Origin of the sequence: Streptomyces sp. NPDC004134 (assembly GCF_042874195.1) — a bacterium.
In the GTDB taxonomy this organism is placed as follows: Bacteria; Actinomycetota; Actinomycetes; order Streptomycetales; family Streptomycetaceae; genus Streptomyces.
Genome location: NZ_JBIAMS010000023.1, coordinates 46,423 through 64,549, shown reverse-complemented (window position 1 = coordinate 64,549; position 18,127 = coordinate 46,423). Strand labels below are relative to the sequence as shown.

Annotated in this window: 13 protein-coding genes; 3 read left to right on the top strand and 10 right to left on the bottom strand. The window is 73.0% G+C overall.

What is annotated here, in order from left to right:
• The first annotated feature begins 123 nt into the window (after positions 1-123).
• On the top strand, positions 124-2,238 hold the full coding sequence (locus ACFYVJ_RS25880) for a type IIA DNA topoisomerase subunit B (protein WP_388895901.1): 2,115 nt from the start codon (positions 124-126) through the stop codon (positions 2,236-2,238).
• 51 nt (positions 2,239-2,289) lie between these two features.
• Here ACFYVJ_RS25880 and ACFYVJ_RS25875 read toward each other — a convergent pair whose 3' ends face one another.
• The 7 genes from ACFYVJ_RS25875 to ACFYVJ_RS25845 form a co-directional block, all read right to left on the bottom strand.
• Entirely contained in the window at positions 2,290-3,378 is a 1,089-nt protein-coding gene (locus ACFYVJ_RS25875) for an alpha-mannosidase (RefSeq protein WP_388895898.1), read from the bottom strand.
• Positions 3,379-3,512: 134 nt separating this feature from the next.
• Positions 3,513-5,222 (bottom strand): glycosyl hydrolase family 28-related protein, encoded by a 1,710-nt coding sequence (locus ACFYVJ_RS25870; RefSeq protein ID WP_388895895.1) that lies wholly within the window; start codon positions 5,220-5,222, stop codon positions 3,513-3,515.
• Between the two features lie 95 nt (positions 5,223-5,317).
• Positions 5,318-6,994 carry a glycoside hydrolase family 13 protein gene (locus tag ACFYVJ_RS25865; protein WP_388896062.1) on the bottom strand — a complete coding sequence of 559 codons (1,677 nt, stop codon included), beginning with the start codon at positions 6,992-6,994 and terminating at the stop codon, positions 5,318-5,320.
• Between the two features lie 50 nt (positions 6,995-7,044).
• Positions 7,045-7,926 (bottom strand): carbohydrate ABC transporter permease, encoded by an 882-nt coding sequence (locus ACFYVJ_RS25860; protein WP_388895892.1) that lies wholly within the window; start codon positions 7,924-7,926, stop codon positions 7,045-7,047.
• Between the two features lie 15 nt (positions 7,927-7,941).
• Positions 7,942-8,892: a carbohydrate ABC transporter permease gene (locus ACFYVJ_RS25855; RefSeq protein ID WP_388895888.1), complete on the bottom strand. Its 951-nt coding sequence runs from the start codon at positions 8,890-8,892 to the stop codon at positions 7,942-7,944.
• Positions 8,893-8,894: 2 nt separating this feature from the next.
• Positions 8,895-10,292, bottom strand: a complete 1,398-nt coding sequence (locus ACFYVJ_RS25850) for an ABC transporter substrate-binding protein (protein ID WP_388895885.1) — start codon at positions 10,290-10,292, stop codon at positions 8,895-8,897.
• Positions 10,293-10,428: 136 nt separating this feature from the next.
• Entirely contained in the window at positions 10,429-11,433 is a 1,005-nt protein-coding gene (locus ACFYVJ_RS25845) for a LacI family DNA-binding transcriptional regulator (protein WP_388895882.1), read from the bottom strand.
• Between the two features lie 222 nt (positions 11,434-11,655).
• On the opposite strand from ACFYVJ_RS25845, the gene ACFYVJ_RS25840 reads away from it, so the two are divergent.
• Complete coding sequence (locus ACFYVJ_RS25840) at positions 11,656-12,639, top strand: sucrase ferredoxin (RefSeq protein WP_388895879.1); 984 nt, start codon at positions 11,656-11,658, stop codon at positions 12,637-12,639.
• 277 nt (positions 12,640-12,916) lie between these two features.
• A complete protein-coding gene (locus ACFYVJ_RS25835) occupies positions 12,917-14,581 on the top strand; it encodes an ATP-binding protein (protein ID WP_388895876.1) in 1,665 nt (554 codons plus the stop codon).
• A 15-nt stretch (positions 14,582-14,596) separates the two neighbouring features.
• Here ACFYVJ_RS25835 and ACFYVJ_RS25830 read toward each other — a convergent pair whose 3' ends face one another.
• The 3 genes from ACFYVJ_RS25830 to ACFYVJ_RS25820 all read right to left on the bottom strand — a co-directional run bounded on the left by ACFYVJ_RS25830 (position 14,597) and on the right by ACFYVJ_RS25820 (position 18,016).
• A complete protein-coding gene (locus ACFYVJ_RS25830; RefSeq protein WP_388895873.1) occupies positions 14,597-16,237 on the bottom strand; it encodes a cation acetate symporter in 1,641 nt (546 codons plus the stop codon).
• Complete coding sequence (locus ACFYVJ_RS25825) at positions 16,234-16,752, bottom strand: DUF485 domain-containing protein (RefSeq protein WP_388896059.1); 519 nt, start codon at positions 16,750-16,752, stop codon at positions 16,234-16,236. The genes ACFYVJ_RS25830 and ACFYVJ_RS25825 overlap by 4 nt, the downstream gene beginning before the upstream one ends.
• 301 nt (positions 16,753-17,053) lie before the next feature.
• Positions 17,054-18,016 carry a threonine/serine dehydratase gene (locus ACFYVJ_RS25820; protein WP_388895870.1) on the bottom strand — a complete coding sequence of 321 codons (963 nt, stop codon included), beginning with the start codon at positions 18,014-18,016 and terminating at the stop codon, positions 17,054-17,056.
• Positions 18,017-18,127: the final 111 nt, after the last annotated feature.

The following is an 18,127-nucleotide window of genomic DNA, read 5'->3' as shown; positions in this document are numbered from 1 at the left end:
GGACTAGTATCGAGTCACATGCGGGTGGCTGCGTACCGGCTCTATAGAGCCTCGGTACCCTCTGACCGGCAGATGAGGCCCGCCACCGCCACCCGGGCCCGAATTCAGCGAGGAGCGAACTGAGTGACCGCCGACACGTCCGTGCCGTCCGTGCTGGCCGCCGCCGAGCGCGACGGGTCCAACTACACCGCGCGGCACCTGCTCGTTCTGGAGGGTCTGGAGGCCGTTCGCAAGCGGCCCGGCATGTACATCGGCTCCACCGACAGCCGCGGCCTCATGCACTGTCTGTGGGAGATCATCGACAACTCCGTCGACGAAGCCCTGGGGGGGTACTGCCGGAACATCGACGTGCTGCTCGCCGCCGACGGCTCCGTGCAGGTCGACGACGACGGCCGCGGCATCCCCGTCGACGTCGAGCCGAAGACCGGGCTGTCCGGCGTCGAGGTGGTCATGACCAAGCTGCACGCCGGCGGCAAGTTCGGCGGCGGCGCGTACGCGGCCTCCGGTGGCCTGCACGGCGTCGGCGCCTCCGTGGTCAACGCGCTGTCCGCCCGGCTCGACGTCGAGGTCGACCTGTCGAGCAGGACGCACTCGATGAGCTTCCGCCGCGGCGTCCCCGGCCGGTTCTCGGGCAAGGGCGCCGACGCCTCCTTCGAGCCCGCCAGCGGCATGACCAAGGGCAAGAAGATCCCCAAGACCAGGACCGGCACCCGCATCCGCTTCTGGCCGGACCGGCAGATCTTCCTCAAGGACGCCGCGCTCTCGCTCGACGACCTGCACGCGCGCGCCCGGCAGACCGCCTTCCTGGTGCCCGGCCTCACGCTCACCGTGCGCGACGAGCGCTCCGCCGACAAGGCCGACCACACCGCGGAGACCTTCCGCTACGACGGCGGGATCAGCGAGTTCTGCGAGTTCCTCGCCCCCGACCGCCCCGTCTGCGACGTGCTGCGGCTCTCCGGGCAGGGGACGTTCAAGGAGACCGTCCCGGTGCTCGACGACCGCGGGCACATGACGCCCACCGAGGTCACCCGCGACCTCGGCGTCGACATCGCGCTGCGCTGGGGCACCGGGTACGACACCACGGTCCGGTCGTTCGTCAACATCATCGCCACTCCCAAGGGCGGCACCCACGTCACCGGCTTCGAGCGCTCGCTGACCCGTACGGTCAACGACGCCCTGCGGAGTATGAAGCTGCTGCGCGTGGCCGAAGACGACGTCGTCAAGGACGACGCCCTTGAGGGCCTGACCGCCGTGGTCACCGTCCGGCTCGCCGAGCCGCAGTTCGAGGGCCAGACCAAGGAGGTGCTGGGCACCTCGGCGGCCTCCCGGATCGTCGCCCAGGTCGTCACCAAGGAGCTGAAGGCGTTCCTGACCTCCACCAAGAGGGACGCCAAGCAGCAGGCGCGGGCCGTGCTGGAGAAGGCCGTGGCCGCGGCCCGTACCCGTATCGCCGCACGGCAGCACAAGGAGGCGCAGCGCCGCAAGACGGCGCTGGAGTCCTCCTCGCTGCCCGCCAAGCTCGCGGACTGCCGCAGTGACGACGTGGAGCGCTCCGAGCTGTTCATCGTCGAGGGCGACTCGGCGCTGGGCACGGCCAAGCTCGCGCGCAACTCGGAGTTCCAGGCCCTGCTGCCGATCCGCGGCAAGATCCTCAACGTGCAGAAGGCGTCCGTCGCGGACATGCTGAAGAACGCCGAGTGCAGCGCGATCATCCAGGTGATAGGAGCCGGCTCGGGGCGGACGTTCGACATCGACCAGGCGCGCTACGGCAAGGTGATCTTCCTCGCCGACGCCGACGTCGACGGCGCGCACATCCGCACCCTGCTGCTCACCCTCTTCCAGCGCTACATGCGCCCGATGGTCGAGGAGGGCCGGGTCTTCTCCGCGGTGCCGCCGCTGCACCGCATCGAGCTGGTCCAGCCCAAGAGGGGCCAGGACAAGTACATCTACACGTACTCGGACACCGAGCTGCGCGAGACCCTGCTCGACCTGCAGCGCAAGGGCACGCGCTTCAAGGACTCCATCCAGCGCTACAAGGGCCTCGGCGAGATGGACGCCGACCAGCTCGCGGAGACCACGATGGACCCGCGGTACCGCACGCTGCGGCGGATCAACATCAGCGACCTGGAGGCCGCCGAGCAGGTGTTCAACCTGCTGATGGGCAACGAGGTCGCCCCCCGCAAGGAGTTCATCACCAACTCGGCGGCCACCCTGGACCGTTCGCGGATCGACACCTGAGCCCCGGGCCGGCGGGAGCCGGCCGGGGCCCAGGCCCGTCCAGGGCCCGTCTCAGCCCCGGCCGGACGCCGCCTCGAACTCGGTGACCCAGTGCCGGGTCCGGTCCAGGTAGGCGGTCTCGGCCGCCGCGCCCGTACGCCCGTAGGCGCCGTCGTAGGTGACGTAGACCGGCTGCGGCGGCGCCGCGGCGGCCGGCTCCAACTGGCTGCCCTCGTGCCATTCGTTGAACGACGTGAGCGTCACCCAGTCCGCCGGACCGCCCTTCGCCGGGTCCAGCACGTAGCCCCAACTGCGGTCGTACACGGCGCCGTCCGCGCGGTCCACGGTCGGCGAGGTGTTGCCCGGCACGGCGCGGTCGTCGAGGTAGCCGGGGCCGATGGACGGCGCCCACACGTACCCGTTCTGCCGGCACCAGGCCGCGACGCCGCCCCAGTCCGGGTCGTTCGCGCCCGCGATGGCGTCGTACGTGTAGATGCCGCCGAAGTGCGTGACGCGGGAGACGTCCGTGGTCTGCGCCATCACCAGCGCGCTGTCCCGGATCGCCGCGATCGGCGCCCAGTCGGTGACGTTCAGGCTGTTGAAGACGTAGTACGCGCACCGCCCGCCCCGGTCCGCCGCCCGGTGGTAGGCGGGGTGGGAGCCGTAGTTCCGCTCCAGGTACGCCACGTCGTCGACGACGGACGCCGCGCTGCGCCCCGAGTAGGGCTCGATGTGCCAGGCGATCTGCAGCCCCTCGGCCGCCGCCGCGTCCAGCACCCCGGCCGCGAGCCGGTCCTCGTAGCCGCCGCGGCCCCACCAGCTATAGGCGAGTACGCCGATGCCGGCCTGCCGCGCCCACGCCATGTGCTGCGCGACGGCGCCGTCGTAGTCGCCGGAGTCGTACGCGCCCAGCGCGGGGTAGAAGTCGGCGCCGATGTCGTCGGGCGGGGTGTGCCCGCCCTGCTGCCAGTGCACCCACGAGCCGTGGTGGTCGGGGTTTCCGTACCAGGAGTAGTAGAAGGCGTGCACGTACGGGGACGGCTCGGGGGCGCCGGCCGCGCGGGTCCCGGCGGCGGGGGCCGCGGCGGCGGACGGCAGGCCGCCCGCCGCGGCGAGTCCGGCGCCCGCGGCGCCGGCGAGGAAGGCTCTTCGGGTGGTCACGGTGGTGCTCCTCTCATGGGGGACGGGCTCCCGGCCCGTGGGGGTGAACCGGGAGCCCGGACGAGTGGACCGCTGTGCCGTGAAAGCTGTGCCGTGGTGCGCTGTGCGGGAGCGCTGTGCCGTAGGGGAGCGGGTCAGTCCTGGCCGGGCCAGGCGGAGCAGTCCTGCCACGTGCCGTCCCAGCCGGAGTTGCCGCCTCCGTCGGTCAGTGTGAACGTGCCGCTGCCCTGGGGGTACGGGCAGTTGTAGACGCCGGTCACGCCGACGTCCGTCGCGGTGACGTCGCCGGCGGTCACCGCACCCTGCGTCTCGGCCTGCACGACGACGCTGCCGACGCCGGACACGGTGGCGCCGTCGACGGTGACGTTCTGCACTGCCTTGCCCGTACCGCCGCCGGAGACGAACTGGAAGGCGCTCCACGGGCTGTCGGTGACGACCGTGTCGGTGATCCTGACCTCCGCCTCGATGGCGCTGTCGTAGGAGTCGACGCGCAGCGCGCCCATCGGGTGGTTCCAGTTGGGGTTCATCGCGCCGGTACGCACCAGTTCGTTCCCCGCGACGGTGATCGTGCCGGCCAGCGGGTGGAACGGGTCCAGGAACTTCTGGTTGGAGATCGCGATGCCGCTGCCGAGCGCGTTGGTGTCGAGGATGCGGTTGTTCTCGACGGTGATGTCCGTACCGCCGTAGATCGCGATGCCGTTGGCCAGGTTGGGCTGCGAGATGGTGTTGTCCGCGAAGACGCAGTCCACGTCGGGTGCGTTGAGGGACCACATGGCCAGGGCGTCGTCGCCGGTGTTGCGCAGGAAGTTGTCGCGCACCCGGACGCCCCTGGCGTTGCCGTTGAGGTTCAGGCCGTCGGCGGTCATGTCGAGGAAGCGGTTGTTCTCCACCACGAGGCCGTCGTTGGTTCCGGTCAGCCAGAGCCCGACCTTCAGGTGCTGGAGCCACATCCCGGAGACCGTGGACCCGGCGCCGAGGCTGCCGTTGACGAAGTTGTCCGGGTTGCCGTCGACGCGCTCGGTGACCTCGCCGATGACGGCGAAGTCGGCGAGGTGCGCGTTGCCCGCGGAGCCCGACTGGTTGACGAAGCGGGAGCTGTGCACCACGGAGTGCCAGGCGCCGGCGCCCTTGAGCGTGACGTTCTCGACGCCGGACAGCTCGGAGCCGACCGTGAAGTCGCCCGGCGGGATCCACACCGTACCGCCGCCCTTCGCCTCGGCGATGGCGCTGCGGAACGCCTCGGTGGAGTCCGCCGCGCCGGTCGGGTCGGCGCCCTTGTCGACGACGGAGACGGCACCGGCCGGGGGCTCCGCGGGCGCGGCGACCTGCTCGAAGTCGGCGACGTCGACGGTGTACGGGCCGCCGCCGAGGTCGTCGGCCTGCAGCCGCACGGTGTCGCCGGCCCGCAGGTCCTGCCCCAGCTCGACCCGGGCGTTGTCCAGCAGGTGGTGGGTCTTGGCGCCGGGGATCCAGGGGGTGTCGACGTAGGAGTACTTGGAGGTGACGGCGAGCGACGCGTCGAGCTTCGCGCCGTTGGCGTAGACGGCGAGGCTGCCGGACTTGCCGTCCGGGACGCTGTACGCGACGTTCACGGCGTTCGCCGGCGCGGTGAGCGTGAACTCGACGTACTCGCCCTGGGCGTCGAGCCGCACCGCCTGCCGCCCCGACGACTCCGAGGCAAGCGTGCCCTGGCTGTAGTCGGGGCCGACGAGGCTGCCGTCGGTGTCCGCCGCCTCCGCCTCGATCGAGACGAACGGCAGGTCGGCGCCCGCCTCCGGCGCGCCGTGGGCGCCGCCGGGCACGGCGACGAGCACCGCGGCGGCGGCCACGGACGCGGCCAGCATGATCCTTCCTGTGCGTGCCTTGCGCATGGCATACCTTCCCGTGGGGGGTGGGTGGGGGTTACGGGCCGGCGGTCCGGCCACGCGGCGCAGCGGTCCTAGATGCGCAGCCAGACCGCCGTGTCCCGCGGCAGCCGCCCGTCGTCCAGGGGGCCGCTGCCGATCAGGACGTCTCGGTGGGCCGGGAGCGGCGCGGGCTCCGCGGCGAGGTTGACGACGCAGACGAAGTCGTCGGAGCGGGCGAAGGACAGCACGCCCGCGGGGGCGTCGAGCCAGCGCATCGGCCCGTCGCCGAGTCCCGGCTCGCCGCGGCGCAGCCGCAGCGCGTCGCGGTAGAGGCGCAGCATCGAGCGCGGGTCGCCCTCCTGGCGCTCCACGGCGTACGTGCCCCAGCCCGCAGGCTGCGGCAGCCACGGCTCGGCCTGCCCGTCGCCGGTGCCCGTGCCGCCGTCGCCGCCGCCGTCCGCCGGCGTACCGCCGTCGCCCGCGCCCGCCGGGTCGCTGAACCCGTACGCCGGTCCGCCGGGACGCCACGGCAGCGGCACCCGGCAGCCGTCCCGGCCCGGGTCGCGGCCCTCGGAGCGGAAGTGCATCGGGTCGACGATCCGGTCCCGGGGTATCTCCGCCTCCGGCAGGCCCAGTTCCTCGCCCTGGTAGAGGTAGACGGAGCCGGGCAGGGCGAGCGAGAGCAGCGCCGCGGCGCGCGCCCTGCGGGTGCCGCGCACCGGGTCGGTCGGGGTGCCGAAGCGCTTGGCGGCGAAGTCGAAGCCGGTGCCGGGACCGGCGTCGTCGCGGCCGTAGCGGGTGACGGTGCGGGTCACGTCGTGGTTGCACAGCACCCAGGTCGCGGGCGCGCCGACCGGGGCGTGGTATTCGAGCGTGGTGTCGATGGACGCGCGCAGCTCGGCGGCGTCCCAGGGGCGGGCCAGGAAGTCGAAGTTGAACGCGGTGTGCAGCTCGTCCGGGCGCAGATAGCGGGAGAAGCGCTCCGGCTCCGGCACCCACAGCTCCCCGATGAGCACGCCGTCGTACTCGTCGGCGATGGCCCGCCAGGAGCGGTAGATGTCGTGCAGCTCGTCGCGGTCGACGTACGGGCTGGGCTCGCCGCGCGGGTCGTCCTCGTCCCAGTCGGGCAGCTCGGGGTCCTTGGCGAGCAGGGCGGCGGAGTCGATGCGTACGCCCGCGGCGCCCCGCTCGAACCAGAAGCGCAGCACGTCCTCGTGCTCCCGACGCACCGCCGGGTGGGCCCAGTTGAGGTCCGGCTGCCGCTCCGAGAACAGGTGCAGGTACCAGTCGCCGTCGGCGTGCCGGGTCCAGCACTCGCCGTTGAACTGGGAGGGCCAGTTGTTCGGCGGCAGGTCGCCGTCCGGACCGCGGCCCGGACGGAAGTGGAACAGCTCGCGCTCCGGGCTGCCGGGCCCGGCGGCCAGCGCGGCGCGGAACCAGGGGTGGGCGTCGGAGACGTGGTTGGGCACGACGTCGACGATCGTGCGGATGCCGAGGGCGCGGGCCTCGGCGATCAGCTTCTCGGCCTCGTCCAGGGTGCCGAACGCCGGGTCGACCGCCCGGTAGTCGGCGACGTCGTAGCCGCCGTCGGCCATCGGCGAGACGTACCACGGGGTGAACCAGATGGCGTCCACGCCCAGCTCGGCGAGGTACGGCAGCCGGGCGCGGACGCCGGCGAGGTCGCCGGTGCCGTCGCCGTCGCCGTCGGCGAAGCTGCGTACGTAGACCTGGTAGATGGCGGCGTCGCGCCACCAGCTCGTATCCGACACTGAATCCCTCACAGGAAATCCCTACTGGTTCAGGAAGAGGGCCCTTACCGTCAGCCCTTGAGGCTGCCGGCGGTCAGGCCGTGCATGATGTTGCGCTGGAAGACGAGGAAGATCACCAACGTGGGCACCGAGGCGATCGCGAGGGCCGCGATGAGCTGGTTCTCCGGCACGCTCGTGCCCAGCGAGTAGATGCCGACGTTGAGGGTCTGCTTCGACGGGTCGGGCAGGGTGAGCATCGGCCAGAGGAAGTCCTTCCACACGGCGACGACCGCGAAGATCGAGACGACGCCGAGGATCGGCCGGGACATCGGCAGGACGATGGACCGCAGGGTGCGCATCGGCGATGCGCCGTCCATGGCGGCGGCGTCCATCAGCTCCCGGGGGATGGAGTCGAAGAAGCGCTTGAGCAGGAAGATGTTGAAGGCGTTGGTGACCGACGGGAGCCAGATCACCCACGGCGAGTTGATGAGGTTGCGGTCCACCACCGGCACGTCGAGTACCGTGAGGTACTGCGGTACGACGAGCACCGTGGCCGGGATCATCAGCGTCGCGAGCATCGCGCCGAGGATGACCTTGCCCAGCACGGGGCGGAGCTTGGACAGGGAGTACGCCGCGGCCACGTCGAAGACGAGCTGGAAGGCCAGCGCGCCGAAGGCGTACACGCACGTGTTGAGCAGCAGTCGGGACAGGTCCAGCACGCTCCACGCCTCGGAGTAGTTCTCCGGCTGCGCCTCGCCGGGCACCAGCGTCGGCGGGGTCTGGGCGAACTCCTGCGAGGACTTCAGCCCGCTGGTCACCATCCAGTACAGCGGCCCGATGAACGCCAGCGTGAAGACCACCATGACCAGCGCGAAGGCGGTCCAGTACAGGGCTTTTCCGCGCGGCCTGGCGAGCACCGCCGGCGAGATCAGCGTCCTTTGTGATTCGGCCATCTGGGATCTCCCGGCTCAGTCTTCGCTGCCGCGGTCGAGGCGTACGAACGCGGCCGAGAAGACGGCGAGCACCAGCATCAGGACGACCCCGAGGGCCGCGGCGCTGCCGTAGTTGTTGAAGGTGAAGGCGTACTGGTAGATGAGCTGGACGACGGTGAGCGTCGAGTTCTCCGGGCCGGCGCCGCCGGTGAGCAGGAACGGCTCCACGAAGACCTGCATCGTGGCGATGATCTGCATCAGCAGCATCAGCGAGAGGATGAGCCGGGTCTGCGGGATGGTGACGTGCCAGATCTTGCGGAAGAGCCCGGCGCCGTCCAGCTCCGCGGCCTCGTACAGCTCGCCCGGGATGCCCTGCAGCGCGGCCAGGTAGATCAGCGTGGCGGCGCCCATGTTCATCCAGGTGGCGGCGATGACGACGGAGATCATCGCGGTGTCGCCCGACTGCAGCCAGTCCTGCGCGGGCAGGCCGAAGGTCTCCAGGATGCGGTTGAAGAGCCCGTAGCCCGGGTCGTAGAAGTACTTGAAGAGCAGCACGGAGGCGACCGGCGGCAGCATCACCGGCAGGTACACCAGGACCCGCAGGTACGCGCGGCCGTGGCGGAACTCGTTCAGCACGATCGCGACCGCGAACGGCACGGCGAAGCCGAGGAGCAGCGCGAGTCCGGTGAAGGCGAAGGTGTTGCGCCACGCCTGCCAGAAGGCCGGGTCGTCGAAGATGTAGCTGAGGTTCGACCAGCCCGCCCAGACGGTCTCGCCGTCCTCGTTCTTCTGGAAGGCCAGGATGAACTCCCTGACCATCGGATACCAGGAGAAGAGCGTGAAGCAGAGCACGGCGCCGATGAGGAAGCCGTGCGCGGTCAGGTTGCGGCGCAGCGCGCGGCCGAAGTCCTCGCGGCCCGCGCGCCGCCGGCCGGCGGGCCGCCCCTCGGCGGGGGCGGCCGGCCGGGAGAGGGTGGGCGCCGCCATGGCTACTGGTTCGCGAGGACCTGGTTGACCTGGTCCTCGGCGGTGTCGAGCAGCCCGGCGGGGTCGGCGTCCTCGTTGGTGAGCACGCCCGACATCACCGTGTCGAGGACCTTGTAGATCTCCTGGGCCTTGGGCGGCTCGGCGCGGCCGGGGACCGGGTTGTCGCGGAACGGCTGGAAGTTCTCGACCGGCATGGTGGAGTGCTCGGCGCGCAGCTCGTCGTCCTGCTGCTTGCTGCCGCCCTTCCAGAAGTCCGGCTGGGGCAGCCCGACGGGCAGCTCGTCGGCCTTCGTACGCGCCCAGTCGAACTGGCCCTTGCCGGGGGTGAGGAACTTGAAGTTCAGCCAGGCGATGGCGGCCTTGATCTGGTCGGGCGAGCTGCCCTTCTTGATCAGGTAGTCGTTGCCGCCGAAGAGGGTCGCCTCGCCGCCGGGCATCGGGCCCATGCCGAAGTCGGCGTAGTCACCGCCCAGTTGCTGGACCATGTACGTGATGTCGTCGGGCGCGGCGAGGAACATGCCGAGCTTGCCCGACGCCATCTGCTTCTGCAGGTCGCCCCACTTGAGCAACTGGGTCTTGCCCATGCTGTCGTCCTCCCAGCGCATCGCGTGGAGGTTCTCGGCGTACTCGCGGCCGGTGTCGTCGTTGAACGCGGCCTTGGTGCCGTCCTCCGAGACGATGTCGCCGCCGAGGCCGTACATCGAGGCGGTGAAGTGCCAGCCGCCGTTGTTGCCCGCGCTGTACTCGCCGAAGCCGCTGATGCCGCCGCCGAGGCCGGATATCGCCTTGGCGGCGGTACGGACCTCGTCCCAGGACGTCGGCGGGTCGTCGGGGTCGAGGCCGGCCTCCTCGAAGAGCTTCCGGTTGATCAGCAGGCCCATGGTGTAGTTGCTGGTCGGCAGCCCGTAGAGCTTGCCGTCCTGCTTGAGCACGTCGAGGACCTGCGGGTCGATGTCCGCGAGCGCCGGGACCGTCTTCTCGTTGACGTACGCGGTGATGTCGGCGGCGCCGTCGTTGTCCAGCACCTGCTGCAGGTCGGTGAAGTACGTGTAGAAGGCGTCCGGCTGGGACTTGGCCTTGAGCATCGCCGTGAACCGCGGGGGCTCCAGGCAGGGGTCGGTCTGCTTCCCCTCGATCGTGACGTTCGGATACTCCTCGTTGAACGCCGCTACGTCCTCTTTCCACTCCTTCAGCTCGGCCTTCTCGGCCGCCGGGGGCATGCAGTCGATCGTGAGGGTGACCTTGGTCTCCGGGTCCAGCGGGGCGGCGGCGTCGGCCGGATCGGCCGCGTCGTCCCCGCCGCCCTCGTCGGAGCTGGAGGTGCCGCAGGCGGCGACGAGCGCCAGGGCGGCGCTGACGGCGAGGGCGGCGCTGGTACGGCGGAACCCGGTTTGTCTCATCTCGGTGACCCCTCTGGGCAGGAGCGGGAAGCCACGGCTGCACGCTGCCGTGGCGCGCACACTCAACCACCGTCGACAGGTCTTCGCAATATGTCGCGCGGGAGTTGCAAGAATAAGACTGGAAAATGAAGATCCCTCACCGAGCGGGGCCGGTGGAGCCGCGCACCACCAACTCCGGCTCGAACAGCAGCTCGTCCGCCGCCACCGGGGCGCCGCCGATCTGCGCCGACAGCAGCTCCACCGCCGCCCGGCCCATCGACTCGATCGGCTGCCGCACCGTCGTCAGCGGCGGCGACGTGCAGTTCATGAACGCCGAGTCGTCGTACCCCACCACCGACACGTCCCCCGGCACGTCCAGGCCGCGCCGCCGCACCGCCCTGATCACCCCGAGCGCGAGCGGGTCGCTGGCGCACACGAAGCCCGTGACGCCGTCCTCCAGCATCCGCGTCGCGGCCGCCTGCCCGCTCTCCAGCGAGTACTGCGCCCGCGCCACCCGCGACTCCGGCAGCTCCAGGCCGGTCTGCCGCGCCAGCTCCTCTGCGGCCGCGAGCTTGCGGGTCGAGGGCACGTGGTCCCCGGGGCCCAGCAGCATGCCGATGCGGCGGTGCCCGAGAGACGCCAGGTGGCGCCACGCCTGTTCCACGGCGACCGCGTCGTCGCAGGAGACGCGCGGGAAGCCCAGGTCCTCGATGGCGGCGTTGATCAGCACCACCGGGATGCGCCGCTCGGCCAGCCTGCGGTAGTGCTCGTGCGGCGCGGCGGACTGCGCGTACTGGCCGCCGGCGAACACCACGCCGGAGACCTGCTGTTGCAGCAGCAGGTCGACGTACGCGGCCTCGGAGACGCCGTTCTTGGTCTGGGTGCAGAGCACCGGGGTGAGGCCGAGCTGGGCCAGCGCGCCGCCGACCACCTCGCCGAGCGCGGGGAAGATCGGGTTCTGCAGCTCGGGCAGGACCAGGCCGACCAGCCGGGCGCGCTCGCCGCGCAGTTGGGTGGGCCGTTCGTAGCCGAGCACGTCGAGGGCCGACAGTACGGCCTGCCGGGTCGCCTCCGACACCCCGGGCTTTCCGTTCAGCACGCGGCTGACGGTGGCCTCGGAGACCCCCACCTTCTTGGCAACCTCAGCAAGTCGTCGAGTCATGCACGCAAGATTAGCGCAAGAAACGCAAGCTGCTTGCGGTCGGGGTGGGGTCGATCGCTTCCGCCCACGTCAGCGGCACGGCGGGGGTGTGGGCGTACGCGGCGGGCGGCGGCGGGTCCGCGGAACCCCCCGGGGCGCGCGGGGCGTCCGGGGTGCGGGGGGATCACCGGGACGGACGGGCCCCGCGGGACGGGGCGTTGAAGAACGGTTAGGCTCACCTTCGTGAGTACGTGCGCGACCGCCTCCGGAGAGCTGGCCGAACCGCTCGCCGGGACCGCGGCCGTCGCCGCGACCTGGCTGCTCGTCGAGCAGACCGGGCCGTGGGGGAAAGAGGCGCTGACCCAGAGCCACCTCGATCCCGAGATCGGCCGCGCGCTGGAGGAGCGTGCGGAGGGCACCGGCGTACGGGTCGCGCTCATCCGCCGCCCGGGCAGGCATGCCGACGTCCGCGGCTCCGTCGGGGCCGGCCGCCCGCCCGGCCGCCGCGTTCTCGCCGCCCACACCGCCCCCGGGGGCACCTGGATCCGGGCGACCGACGTCCGCGACCCCGCGGACCTCGTCGGCCTCGACTTCGCCGCGCTTGGCCGCGGCGAGCACGTCGGCTTCGACGCCGCCCTCGGCGCCGGCCCGTACCGCGGTGAACCGCCGGTCTTCGTCTGCACCAACGGGCGGCGCGACCGCTGCTGCGCGCTGCTCGGCCGCCCGCTCGCGGCCGACCTGCACGCCGCGGGGGGCACCGCGACCTGGGAGATCACCCACATCGGCGGCCACCGCTTCTCGCCCACGCTGCTCCTGCTGCCGCACGGGTACGCCTACGGCCGCATGACGCCGCACGCCGTCAAGGAGGTCGTCGAGTCGCTGGCCTCGGGGCTGGTCGTGCCGGAGGGTTGCCGCGGGCGCTCGACGTGGGAGCGGCAGGGGCAGGCGGCGGAGCTGGCGGTGCGGCGGCTGGCGGGTGCGTACGGGGCGGACGATCTGAGCGTGGTGCGTACGGAGGTCGTACGTGCGGGCGCCGTGCGTGCGGGCGCCGTGCGAGCGGAGAGTGACGGCGGGGACGGCTGGCTGGTGACCGTCGCGCACCGCGACGGACGCGCCTGGGACGTGCCCGTGGCGCCGCGCGCCGCTGCGGTGGCCACCCCGGCGAGCTGCGGCGTTACACCGGTGACGCAGACGCGGATGGCCGCGGGGCCGCCGAGGCTGCACTGAGCCCACCGCCGGTCCGCCACCGCATCGGATGACTACTCTGCGTAGTCGTATGTGGCTACCCTAGGGCGGGTGTGCGGGGGAGGGTGGGGCGCGCGAGGGCGGGGGGCGGGTGCACGCGGGCGTGGGTGTGCGCGACCTGGGTGTACGTGACGTGGGTGCACGTGACGTGGCAGCTATGCGGGGGCCGGGGCTCGCGAGGGGCGGGTGTGGGGTGACGGGCGGGGATGTGCGTCCGGGGGAGTGCCCGTAGCGTCCCGGTCGGTTACGGTTCGCCCTCATGGGCGCACCATCGACCGCACGCCGCGGCCGGCCCCGCGGCTCCGGCCGGCGGCTCGGCTGGCCGCGCCGTGTCTCCTCCCAGATCCTGCTCATGCAGCTCGCCCTTGCCACGGGCGTCACCATCCTCGCCGCCGCGCTGTTCCTCGCGCCGTACAGCGACGAGCTGGACCGGCAGGTGATGCGCCGCGCCATGGCCATCGCGCAGAGCACCGCCGTCGAACCCGGCCTCGCCGAGGCGCTGCTGACCACCCCCGCGGAACCGGACGGACCCGTGCAGCGCCGCGCCGAGCGGATCCGCAGGGCCACCGGCGCCGAGTACGTCGTCGTGCTGGACAACAGGGGCGTGCGCTGGTCCCACACCCAGCCCGAGCGCGTCGGCCACCGGGTCTCCACCGACCCCTCCGCCGCGCTCGCCGGCGAGGAGTGGATGGGCATCGACACCGGCACCATGGGGCGGAGCGCCCGCGGCAAGGTGCCGCTCTACGACCGCGAGGGGCGGATCGTCGGCGCGGTCTCGGTCGGCATCCCGTACGAGGGCGTACGCGACCGGGTCATCGCGGCGGTCCCCGGCGTGCTGGCGTACGCGGGGGGCGCGCTGGCCGTCGGCGCGCTCGTCGCCTTCGCGCACTCCCGCCGGCTCCAGCGCCGCACCCGCGACCTCGCGTTCTCCGACATAGCCGCGCTCCTCGACGAGCGCGAGGCGATGCTGCACGGCATCCGCGAGGGCGTCGTCGCGCTCGACGGCGCCGGCCGGCTGCGGCTGGTCAACGACGAGGCCGCCCGGCTCCTCGGCATCGACCCCGAGCACACCGGCCGGCCCCTCGACGACGTGCTGCGCCCGGGCCGTACCGCCGACGTGCTCGCCGGCCGGGTCGCCGGCTCCGACCTGCTGACCGTCAGCGACGGCCGGGTGCTCGTCGCCAACCGCATGCCGACCGCCGACGGCGGTGCCGTCGCCACCCTGCGCGACCGCACGGAGCTGGAGCAGCTCGGCCGCGAACTCGACTCCACCCGCGGCCTCATCGACGCCCTGCGCGCCCAGGACCACGAGCACGCCAACCACCTGCACACCCTCCTCGGGCTGCTGGAGCTGGGCATGACCGAGGAGGCCACCGAGTACATCGCCGAGGCCGCCGGCGGCCACCGCGCCACCGCGGAGCAGGTCACCGGCCGGATCCGCGACCCGCTGCTGGCCGCCCTGCTCGTCGGCAAGGCGACCGTCGCCGCGGAGCGGGGCGTGCCGCTGGTGCTGACGGGGGAACTGCCCGACCGGGCCGTCGACCCGCGCGGTCTGGTCACCGTCGTCGGCAACCTCGTCGACAACGCCCTGGACGCGGCGGTGGGTTCGCCGGCCCCGCTGGTCGAGGTCGACCTGCGGGCGGACGGCGAGACCGTACGGCTGCGGGTCGCCGACTCCGGGCCCGGTGTGCCGGCGGAGCGGCGCGAGCTGGTCTTCGCCGACGGCTGGACGACGAAGGAGCCGCCCGCGCACGGCAAGCGGGGCCTCGGGCTCGCGCTGGTGCGGCGGCTCGCGGAGCGGCACGGCGGCCACGCGGAGGTCGGCGAGCGGCCGGGCGGGGGCGCGGAGTTCACCGTCGTGCTCCCCGAGGCGCTGGCGCCGGTGGCCGGGAGCGTCCCCGGCAGCCGGCTGCCGGCCCCGTAGCCGAAGGGTCCGCCGCTACGCGGCCCCCGCCCCGGTCAGCGCCCGGACCTCCGTCTTCGCGTGCCGTACGGGATCGGCGGGCTCCGCGGACGTCACCGTGCCCAGCCAGCCCGCGAAGAAGCCCAGCGGCACGGAGACCAGACCCGGGTTCTGCAGCGGGAAGACGTGGAAGTCCACGCTCGGGAAGAGGGCGTCGGGGCTGCCCGAGACCACCGGCGAGAAGACCACCAGCAGCACCGCGGGGCCGAGCCCGCCGTACACCGCCCACAGCGCGCCGCGCGCGGTGAACCCGCGCCAGAACAGCGCGTAGAGCAGCACCGGCAGGTTCGCCGAGGCCGCCACCGCGAAGGCGAGCCCCACCAGGAACGCCACGTTCAGGTCCCGGGCCAGCAGCCCGAGGCCGATGGCGAGCGCACCGGTGACCGCCGCGGCCACCCGCGCCACGGCGACCTCGCCGGCGCCGGCGGACGCGCCGTCCGCGCCCCGTGGTGTACGGCCCGCGCGGCGGCGCGCGCGGGAGCGGCGCACCGTCGCGTACAGGTCGTGCGCCACCGACGCCGACGACGCCAGCGTGATCCCCGCGACCACCGCCAGGATCGTCGCGAACGCCACCGCCGCCACCACCGCGAAGAGAACCGTTCCGCCGGTGGAGGCCGCGCCGCCGCCGAGGTCGAGCGCCAGCAGCGGCACCGCCGTGTTGCCCGACGGGTCGTCCGCGCGCACCGCGTCGCCGCCGACGAGCGCCGCGGCGCCGAAGCCGAGCACGATCGTCATCAGGTAGAAGCCGCCGATCAGCCCGATCGACCAGACCACCGAGCGGCGCGCGGAGGTGGCCGTCGGCACGGTGTAGAAGCGGGCCAGGATGTGCGGCAGCCCCGCGGTGCCGAGGACCAGCGCGATGCCGAGGCTGAGGAAGTCCAGCCGGTCGGCGAGCCCGCCGCCGTAAGCCAGTCCCGGCGCGAGGAAGTCGGAGCCGTGGCCGCTGCGCCCGGCCGCGGCCTCCAGCAGCGCGCCGGGGTCGCCGTGGAAGCGCAGCAGCACCAGCACGGTGAGGGTGAGCGCCCCGGCGAGCAGCAGCACGGCCTTGACGATCTGGATCCAGGTCGTCGCGCGCATCCCGCCGAGCACGACGTACGTGACCATCAGCGCACCGACGCCCGCGACCGCCGCGGTGCGCGCGCCGGGGCCGGTGTGGCCGCCGGCCAGCAGCGCCACCAGGCTGCCCGCGCCGACCATCTGCGCGACGAGGTAGAGCACCGAGACCGTGACCGACGAGATGCCGACGGCGAACCGCACCCGCGGCCGGCGCAGCCGGGAGGCGACGACGTCGGCGAGGGTGAACCGGCCGCAGTTGCGGACGAGTTCCGCGACGAGCAGCAGCACGACGAGCCAGGCGACGAGGAAGCCGACGGAGTACAGCACCCCGTCGTAGCCGTAGAGCGCGATGAGGCCGGAGATGCCGAGGAAGGAGGCGGCCGACATGTAGTCCCCGGAGATGGCGAAACCGTTCTCCATGGGGGTGAAGAGCCGGCCGCCGGCGTAGAACTCCTCCGCTGAGCCGCGCCGCCGCCGGCCCGCCCACAGCGTGATGGCCAGCGTCAGCGTCACGAACGCGCAGAACAGCAGCAGCGCGAGCTTCTGGTGTTCCCCGGTCACCGGCCCGGCTCCTGCTCCGGCGCGGGGGCGGGGGTGGGGGCACCGTCCTGGCGGCGGGTCCGCATGGCGATGTCCCAGCGCAGGTCGAGCGCGGCGGGGTCGCGGCGCAGCCGGGCGTGCCTGGCGTACGCCCAGGTGAGCAGGAACGTCGTCGCGAACTGGCCGAGTCCGGCGAGCAGCGCGACGTTCAGCGGTCCCGCGACCCGGCGGCCCATCAGCTCGGGCGCGACGGTGGCGGCGACGACGTAGGCCAGGTACCAGGCGAGGAACGCGAGCGCGGCCGGCACGACGAAGCGCCGGTAACGGCTGCGTACACGCTGGAACTCGGGGGTGGCGTGGACGGCGAGGTACACGGCGTCGTCCGCTTCGCCGTCGCCGTCGCCGTCGCCGTCGCCGTCGCCGTCCCGCGCACCGGAGCCGGCGCGCTCCGCGGCCGGGGAAGGCGGCGGCGGGGCGGGTGCGGGCTCCGGCTCCCAGCCGTCCCAGCCCCAGCCGGGGGCCGGGGCGGCGGGCACGTAGAGCTGCTCGCGCCGGTCGGTCGGCGCGGTCCTGGTGGGCCAGGGCGACGCGTCCGGCCAGGGCTGTACGTCCGGGCAGGGCTGCACGTCCGGCCAGGGCTGGGCCTCCGGCCAGGGCGACAAGTCGGAACGGCCGGACCAGTCCGGCCGTTCCGACCACGGATCGCGGGGCGGGGCTGGCGGGGCCCCCTCGGGCCCCTGGGGGTTGTTCACCGGAGTGCTCTCCTCGCTCGGCGGGGTTGCCGACTGCCCAGAATGAGCAACGCGGGAAGATCACAGACGGGGCATTCCCGGCCCTTCACACCTTCAGGTGAAGGACCCTGGCAATCTCCTCTTCCTGGGCGTTCCCTCCCGTACACACGACGGCGACGCGCTGCCCGGTGAACGAGTCCGGGTGCGTGTACAGCGCCGCGAGCGCCGCGGCGCCCGCGCCCTCCGCCAGCGTGTGCGCGTCGCGCAGCAGGCTGCGCTGGGCGAGGGCGATCGCGTCGTCGTCGACGAGGAGGAAGTCGGCGAGCCCGGCGCGCATCAGCGCCTGCGGCAGCGCGAAGCCGGTGCCGGTGGCCAGCCCCTCGACCCGGGTGCGGTTGGGGTGTTCGACGAGGCGGCCGGCGCGCCAGGACTCGTACGCCGCCGGGGAGGCCGCCGACTGCACGGCCACCACCCGGCAGCCAGGGGCGACGGCCGCGGCCACCAGGCTCGCGGCGGCGGCGCCGCTGCCGCCGCCGACCGGGACGATCACCGTGTCCAGGTCCGGCGCCTGCTCGAACAGCTCCAGGTACGCGGTGGCCACGCCGGCGACGATCTCCGGCTCGTCCGCGGCGCTGACCAGCCGGGCGCCCCGCTCGGCGGCCAACCGCGCGGCGTACGGGCGGGCTTCGTCGAACGTCGCGCCGTGCTGGATCAGCTCGGCGCCCAGCGCGGTGACGGCGCGCACCTTGCCGGGGTTGGCGCGCTCCGGCATCACGATCGTGCACGGCGCGCCGTGCCGGGCGGCGGCGTAGGCGAGCGACTGGGCGTGGTTGCCGGTGGAGTAGCCGACGATGCCGCGGGCGCGCTCCTCCGCGGTCATCGAGGCGAGCAGGGTGAGGCCGCCGCGTACCTTGAACGCGCCTGTCGGCTGGGTGTTCTCGTGCTTGACGAACAGCGCCGCGGCCGGCCCGCGGTCCAGTGCGGCGTACGACCACAGCGGGGTGGGCGGCAGCACGTCGCGGACCAGCCGGCGGGCGAGCAGGGCGTCGGTGACGGTCGGAGTCCTCATGGCCCCACGCTTGCAGCCGCCGGGCCCCGGGTCCAGCACGAGGATCGGGCCGTACCGCAGAAGACCGCAGAAGACCGCCCAAGACGGCCGGGAAGCGCGGGATACCGCCGA

Coding starts and splice junctions, on each gene's coding strand:
- ACFYVJ_RS25870 (WP_388895895.1), bottom strand. CDS start 5,222: ATGCTGGCCGCGTCCGTGGCCGCCGCCGCGGTGCTCGTCGCCGTGCCC.
- ACFYVJ_RS25860 (WP_388895892.1), bottom strand. CDS start 7,926: ATGGCCGAATCACAAAGGACGCTGATCTCGCCGGCGGTGCTCGCCAGG.
- ACFYVJ_RS25855 (WP_388895888.1), bottom strand. CDS start 8,892: ATGGCGGCGCCCACCCTCTCCCGGCCGGCCGCCCCCGCCGAGGGGCGG.
- ACFYVJ_RS25850 (WP_388895885.1), bottom strand. CDS start 10,292: ATGAGACAAACCGGGTTCCGCCGTACCAGCGCCGCCCTCGCCGTCAGC.
- ACFYVJ_RS25845 (WP_388895882.1), bottom strand. CDS start 11,433: ATGACTCGACGACTTGCTGAGGTTGCCAAGAAGGTGGGGGTCTCCGAG.
- ACFYVJ_RS25835 (WP_388895876.1), top strand. CDS start 12,917: ATGGGCGCACCATCGACCGCACGCCGCGGCCGGCCCCGCGGCTCCGGC.
- ACFYVJ_RS25820 (WP_388895870.1), bottom strand. CDS start 18,016: ATGAGGACTCCGACCGTCACCGACGCCCTGCTCGCCCGCCGGCTGGTC.